This window comes from Dokdonella sp., assembly GCF_049593775.1.
Lineage (GTDB): Bacteria > Pseudomonadota > Gammaproteobacteria > Xanthomonadales > Rhodanobacteraceae > Dokdonella.
Genome location: NZ_JBAWHJ010000258.1, coordinates 1 through 7,094, shown reverse-complemented (window position 1 = coordinate 7,094; position 7,094 = coordinate 1). Strand labels below are relative to the sequence as shown.

Annotated in this window: 3 protein-coding genes and 1 pseudogene; all 4 read right to left on the bottom strand. The window is 61.0% G+C overall.

All coding sequences use genetic code 11. From position 1 onward, the window contains the following. Positions 1–197 precede the first annotated feature (197 nt). A complete protein-coding gene (locus WBP53_RS09100) occupies positions 198–683 on the bottom strand; it encodes a cupin domain-containing protein (protein WP_423928116.1) in 486 nt (161 codons plus the stop codon). 72 nt (positions 684–755) lie between these two features. Then, positions 756–4,502 carry a translocation/assembly module TamB domain-containing protein gene (locus tag WBP53_RS09095; RefSeq protein WP_423928114.1) on the bottom strand — a complete coding sequence of 1,249 codons (3,747 nt, stop codon included), beginning with the start codon at positions 4,500–4,502 and terminating at the stop codon, positions 756–758. Then, entirely contained in the window at positions 4,499–6,259 is a 1,761-nt protein-coding gene (locus tag WBP53_RS09090) for an autotransporter assembly complex protein TamA (RefSeq protein WP_423928112.1), read from the bottom strand. The genes WBP53_RS09095 and WBP53_RS09090 overlap by 4 nt, the downstream gene beginning before the upstream one ends. Positions 6,260–6,387: 128 nt before the next feature. Continuing rightward, positions 6,388–7,094: pseudogene (locus WBP53_RS09085) on the bottom strand (benzoate transporter); the annotation flags it as partial.

The following is a 7,094-nucleotide window of genomic DNA, read 5'->3' as shown; positions in this document are numbered from 1 at the left end:
TTTCTTCGTTGCCTTGGTCTTGCTCGACTTGGTCGTGGCCATGATGTCTCCAGGAAAGGTAGGCAGGATTTTCGACAGAGCGGTATCGCAAATACGCAAGCCTGGCGGGTTGGTCCGGTTTGCGCGGGTTCCAGTCATGCCATTGTCTGACTGGACAAGCGCTGAACGCGAGGCTCGGTGCCTCAGGTGCAATCGTCTCAGCGCAACGCCATCAGGCACATATCAATCTCCTCCAGCAGGGCGGCGATTTCCGGTTGGGTGTCCAGCGTGGTGAATCCCTCCCACTCGAAACCCGGCGTGACCGTACAACCCACCAGTGCATGGCTGCCGAGTGGCCGGGCGGCCTGCCAGCAGCCGGGAGGTACGAACCACACGGGTGCCGCTGCTTCACTGGCCGGCCCGAGCTGGTGCCGGGTTACGCAGCGATCGCGTGGATCCAGTAGCAACAGCTCCAGAGGCTCACCCTCGTACCAGTTCCAGATTTCATCGGCATCAATTCGGTGCCACCGGCTGAATTCTCCCGCACATAGCAGGTAGTAGATCGAGCTGGACGCGAGCCTTGGACGCGCCTCCCTACCGAAGGCAGTGGTGAGCGAGGATTCATGGATCCTGCGGTAGTGCCCGCCTTCCACGTGAGGTTCAAGGCTGAGCAGGCGCTTGAGCTCGCGGGCCCTGGGATGCATCGACGCTGACGCGTCTGTTGTTGAATCAGACTCGAACTCGTCGGGATCCGATTTGCTGCCGTTCATTGGCGCCTACTTTTCTATCCGGTAGTTGATGCCGGCGCGGCTGCCCTCGGTGGCGTTTACAGCCTCGAAATTCCAGCTCGGGTTGAACAGATAGCGCAGGGTGACCACTTCGCCGGGTTCGAAAATCCCAACGCCGTAGCTGAGATAGAGCTTCGGAGAGAGATATCTGCCGAAAGTGAACGAGGCACCACCGGCGAGCGCCTTTCCGGTCATCAGATAGGAAAGGGCATCGGCGTTGTCACGCGCGGGTACGGAGAACACCGTCAGCACCGGTAGCTGGGCGGTGCCACGCACGTTCAGTCCGGCCGTAATGCTTTCGCTCTCGATACGGCGAACAGCGCGGATATCCAGAGCCGGGTTGTCGATTGGGGTGTTCGCGAACAATATGCGACCGGTTTCAATCTTGAGGTTCTGGCCGTAGGCGTAGTAGGTGCCAGTGGCATCCAGCGCACCGTTCGCCGTAGTCACCCTGCCCGGGCGATCGCTGACGGCGATCTCGCCAACGATCCTGCCGTCGAATCCGAAGCCGGTCAGCTTGACCTTTTCGCCAAGTGTCACAGTGACTTTGGCTGTTATCGGCAACGCTTTCGCAGGCGCAGGCTCGTCAGCATCGACAATGACCACGTCGGCAGAGGCCGAACTGGTGCCGCCACCCGGCAACTTTGCCAGGTCAACATCCGCTGCGGGAATCACAACCTTGCCGTTGACGAAGATGCCTTCCGTGGTGCGTTCGATCGACAGATCAGGCGATATGACGACCCGCGCGGCCGGGATGTCCGCGGCAAGAAAATCTTCGCCCTTGATCGTCAGCTTGAGGGGCGCCTTGGCTGCGAGCTCACCCGTGCCGGCAATGACCAGCGTTCCGGCGCCGGAGGTGAGGCTGCCATCGATCGCGAAATTCTCCGAATCGGTGGCGCGCAGACGAACCGAACCCTTGCTCAGCTTGAGGCCGGCGGTAGGCACCTCGGTCGCGAAATCCGCAAGGTTCAATGCGCCGTCGAGACGCGGTGCGTCGAGGGTGCCGGCAATCGTGTAGTTCGCGTGCACGCTGCCCTGGGTGTTGCTGAGCTCGCCCGTGATCAGTTCGAGAAAGGCCAGGCTGTTGAGGTCGATTTTGAGGGTCCCGTTCAGCACGGGTGATCCCGCTTCGACGGGATTCATTGTCAGGTTTCCATCGATGCGGCCATCGTTGTCGAGCGACGCACGTACCTGCACGACGGTGGATTCGGAAGCGAGGTTGGCCGTCACGTTGAAGTCGGTGTAGCTGAGTACCGGCTGGTTGCTTTCGCCACTGAAGAAAAGTCGCCCTTCACTCGACTGGATGCGCGCCTGACCCGTGAGCAGTCCATCTGCAGTCTTGCTGATATCACCTTCGCCGGTGAGCTCGCCACGCAGGCGCACCGGCGAATCGGGTGCGGCAAGACGCAGCAGCAAGCGCAAGGGTAGATGCTCAAGTTGATAGTTGGCGGCCAGGCTGCCGTCCTTGCCGAAGTCCCCGCCCAGGCAAATTCGTGCCGGCAATTCCGCCGATTCGGCTTTGTCCCGGTTCGCTTCTTCGGCTGCCACTGGCGAAGCTTCCTCACGATCTTCCGGCCTGTTGCGGCGCTCCTGTTGATGTCCGATCAGGCAGCTCTGCTCCAGTGCAAAGCGCACCCCGTCCCAGCTCATCTCGGCGGGGCGACTCAAATCCAGTTGCGGCGCATTGCGCCGGACCGGAGTCAGGCTGAGCGACTCGAGCTGGCCTTTCCAGCCAGCGATGTCGCCGGCGCCCTTCACCCCAAGACTGAAGTCCGCAGGCGTTCCATCCGCGACGAGCTTGAGCTGATGCGCCGACTTGTTGCCTTCTGCTTCCAGGGTCAGGGTGTCGAACTGGATGCCGCCACGCGAGAAGTTGCTCGCCTTGAGGGTCAGTGCTCCAGCAGGACTTTCCAGATTTTCCACCCGGGTCACGAGTTCCGCCGAACTGATCTGCACCCCGGCCATGGAAAGATCGCTGCCGCGAGCCTCGCCATCGATCTCCAGCTGTGGCCAGTTTCCGGTGACGTGGAAATTGCCATTGACCTTGCCTCCCGAATCCGGGAGGAAGTCGGCGAGCGAGGCAAGGTCAAAGCGAACGCGGGCGTCAGTCGACGTACCGCCCTTGCCCTCGATGGCGAGCGTGCTGTCGCCGGAGTTGATCGAGAGCGTTCCATCCACGACATAGCCGGGATCCATGCTCAGATCCGCTGATCCGCTGATGGGGCGTTCACGCAAGCGACCGTTCAGGGATTCGAGTTTGAGCTCAGCGGATGGGCCCTGATCGGTCAACTGCCCGGAACTCGCGAGGGTGAAATCCAGCGCTCCGGGCCAATCGGCGGCGAACGCACCCGGATCAAGCTGATCGGCCACGGCGCTGATTTGCCATCCGATCGTCGGTTGCAGGGTGATGGTTCCACTGGCCTCAAGTCCGCCCGTCGCCTGCGTCAGCCGCACCGTGTTGAGGTTGATGAGCTGTTCAGTGCCGTGGATGTCGATGCCGATGTCGGAGAGTTGGCCTGGCGGCCCGATCGAGAGATCTCCGCGTGCGTCAAAGCCGGCCAGGTCACCCTGGATCTCGAGGCGACCCCTGGTCGCCAGGAGCTGTCCGACCAGATCGGCAGGCAGTTCAACGCCCTGCCAGGAGGCCACCAGATTTGCGCTGACCGGTTCGGCTGCGTAGCCCACATCACCGCTCAACTCGAACGTGCCGGGTGACGCCGGTGAGCGCAGGCCCAGTGATTCGATTTTCAGCGCCCCATCCGTCAACGCGTAGTGCAGGGGGTCGAGTTCGACCCGGTGCTCATTGATGGTCACATTGCCCTGCAAGGATCCCTGATCCCGCTTGCCCGATCCATGCAGATTCAGGGCCAGCGTTCCGAGCGTGCTTTCGGGCAAGATCTTTTTCGCTTCAAACGCGGGCGCGTCAAGCTGGAGTGTCCATGCTGCATCGCGAGTCTGGGCGATGCCCATCTCGATACTTGCCGGTGTCGGCGCGGTCAGATCGAGCTTCAATTGCGCCCGTTTGCCATTGCTGGTGCTTTTGAGCACGCCTGCGACTGCGACATCGCCCAGTTTCCAGTTGAATGTCGTTTCGCCGCTACCCGAGTACCCCTTGGCGGTGGCCAATGACCCATTCAGTGCAATCTGACCATCGGGAGAGCGCAGGTCCAGTTGTCGTACGACGATGCCGCTGGCCGTCCATCCGGCGACCAGATCAAGGCTGTCAATGGCGAGGACTGGCTCACCATCCTGCGAAATTCTGGCGTTCTTCAGCGCCAACTGATTGACCACGATGTCGATGGGCGCGCGCAGCGAGAATTCCGATTTCGGCTTGTCCGGATCCTCGGGCACGCTGGTCAGTGCGAGTTGGACGCCATCCACTTCAATGGTACGAAAATCCAGTTCCTTGCCGACAAGTGCCAACAGGACAGGATCGACTTCTATCCTGTCGATGCGCGCATCAATGCCCGCTTCGGGGTCGATGTAGCGCAGGCCATCGAGTTGGAATGGTCCGGCCAGGGTGCCGCTATAGCTGCCGATTTCGAGTTTGCCATCGAGCGCGCCCTGGACACGGGCGAGGATGAAGCCCGTGCCAGACTGGCTGTGCAGCAGCCAGAAAACGACGGCGAAAAGCGCAACGACGGCTACGAGGGCTGCCCAGCGCAACCAGCGCCATGCACTGCGTCGAGGTGGCGTCTGCGCGCGCTCCGTGGTGGATGGTCGTGGTGTGCTCACAGATCCGGCCCGATGATGATGTGCAGTTGCACGCCGTCCTGGTACTCGTTGTTGACTGGCGTTCCCAGATCAGCGCGAACCAGGCCAACCGGTGAGCGCCAGCGCAATCCGAGGCCGGCACCGATGTTCATGTTGAAATCGGTGCCCGTGAAAGCATCACCAAAATCGACAAATACCGCGCCGCCCCATTTTTCGGTGAAGTAGTACTCGTACTCGGCGCTGGCCACGAACAGGGATTCACCACCGATGACCTGTGGCTCGGTATTGCCGGGAACCAGTTCACGAGGGCCGATCGACTGATACGGGTAGCCGCGTATGGAGCGGTCGCCACCCGCGAAGAAGCGCAGTTCAGGTGGCAGCTTGTCAAAATCGCCCACGGTCGAATATCCCGCAGAGGCGCGAGCAATGAAGCGGCTGTTCTCTCCGATGCCGCGGATCCATTTGGCATCCGCCGTGATCTGGCCAAAGCTGGTGTCGGCCAGAATTCCGTCCTGGCTGGCGCGGGCCGCTACCGTAAGTGACCAGGCACTGCGCGGGAAGGTCACGTTGTCGGCGTGCTTTTTCGACAGCGATACCTCGGGATACAGCATCGTGGTGTTGCCCGGTTGGTCGGCGACGGTGAAATCGCCAGTCAGGAACTGCAGGCCGATGGTGCGGGTCCAGCCATGCCAGATACTGGAATCACTGATGGCGGCGCGGAAGATTTGCGATTCGCTGGTGTCGGTCACTTCATCGCGGTAGGACAGTCCGAAGTTGAGGCTGTGCTGGTCCCTGCCGGGAAACGGAATTCGGTACAAGGCGCCAAGTGTCTTCAATCGTTGCGCCAGGATCGTGTCGAACTCGAGCTTGTGGCCGCGATCGTTGATCCAGCGTCGCTCGATGCCGGCGCGCACGCCAGCCCCGGTGTCAGTACCCACGAAGACGCCGCCGGTATAGACCGTACGCTTGGCCGGGGCCAGGATGACCTCGATCGGTATCTGGCCGTCTGTGGCGTCATCCAATTCCGGTCGAACCTGGACGAGCGAGAAGTAATTGGCCTCGGACAAGCGCTGCTGCAGCGCCAGCAACTCGTCGTTGTCATAGAACTCCCCGACATCCCACGGCACGTAGGGCTGGGTGAACGAGTCAGGAAACTGGCTGCCTTCGAACCGGGTCTCGCCAAAGCGATAGCGGAGACCGGCTTCCCAATCGAGCACTATCTTGGCGCTATTGGTCGCACGGGTGACTTCGATCCGATGTGCCACCGGGTCTGCATTGATGTAGCCAACGTTGGTCAGGGCATTCGCGATCGCCGCCTTGCTGCGCTCGTAGGCGGCGTGATCAAGGCGCTGACCCTGCTTCGGCAAAAACGCGGCTCGCGCCTTGTCGACTGGCTTCAGGTCTTCGCTGATTCCGGAGATGCTGATCGAGAGCTCTTCGACCAGGGTCGGAGGCCCCTTGTCCACGTGCAACACGGCGGTGAAATTGTCGCCGTCCTTGCGTAATTCGCCATCTACCTTGGCGTTGTAGTAGCCATACGGTTCCAGTGCGCCGGCAATCTGGGCCTTGGCACGATTGTAGAGGCGTCGGACCTGGCTGCGGCTGACGTCACGCTCGGCGTACTGACTCAGCTCCATGGCGGCCAGGGCAGCCTCGGACAATTCATCGTCGATGCCATCCATCTGGACGACGACGCGTGCGCCCCATGCACTGCCGCTAAAGGCAATCAGCAATAACGTGCTCAGCATGAGCCGGCTGGGGAGGGCTGGCGGTGTCATTGATTCGGTGGGTGGCGAGTGGAATGCATTTATAACAGGGCCGGGAGCACAAGGTTGTTAGGCAGCGTTGCTGCCGTTCATCCAGTAGCCACGTTTGTTTTCAGTTCAGTGGGAAGCGTTTGCCGGACTCATCCTTCCAGATCGCCGGATCGATGCGCAACCCATGCACCGATCAGGGCCGATCCATACGGGATCGCCTGCGCGCAGAGGATCGCGATCCAGAGTTTGCCTTCGGTGTAGTTGATGCCATTCGAGAAGATCATGCCGACAACGCATGCGGCGAGGGCGATGAACATCAACAGTTCCTCGCGCACCGACGTGAACGCGCTGGGCTTGTTGCTGAGTCGTCGGCTCTTCGCCGTGCGCACGAACTCGCCCTTCTTCTTCCACAGGCCGAGGAAGATGCCGCGTGCAATGGCGTGGCTGAGGCCCATGCTCGCGATCGAGGCCATGATCGTGTCATGCCACGAACAGGGCACCCGCTTGCGATAAAGAACGATGCCGAAGATGGCCTTGCTGATGATGAAGCCGATGATCGGAATCAGGAACAGCTCCATCGGCAGGGTGAACACTTCCGGCCAACCGACCATGCCGATGGTCCAGGTGATTGCCATCATCGTGAAGACCAGGTGCAAGGCATCGGCGAACCAGGAGAACCAGCCGGTCAGGAAGTGGAATTTCTGCCCACGAGACAGTGGGCTCTCCTTTTTCACCATCCAGCCGAAGCGCGCCTTCATGATCTGCATGGCGCCGAACGCCCAGCGATAGCGTTGTGATTTGTACGCCGTGAAATCGGCCGGAGTCAGGCCCTTGCCCATTTGCTCATCGACATAGA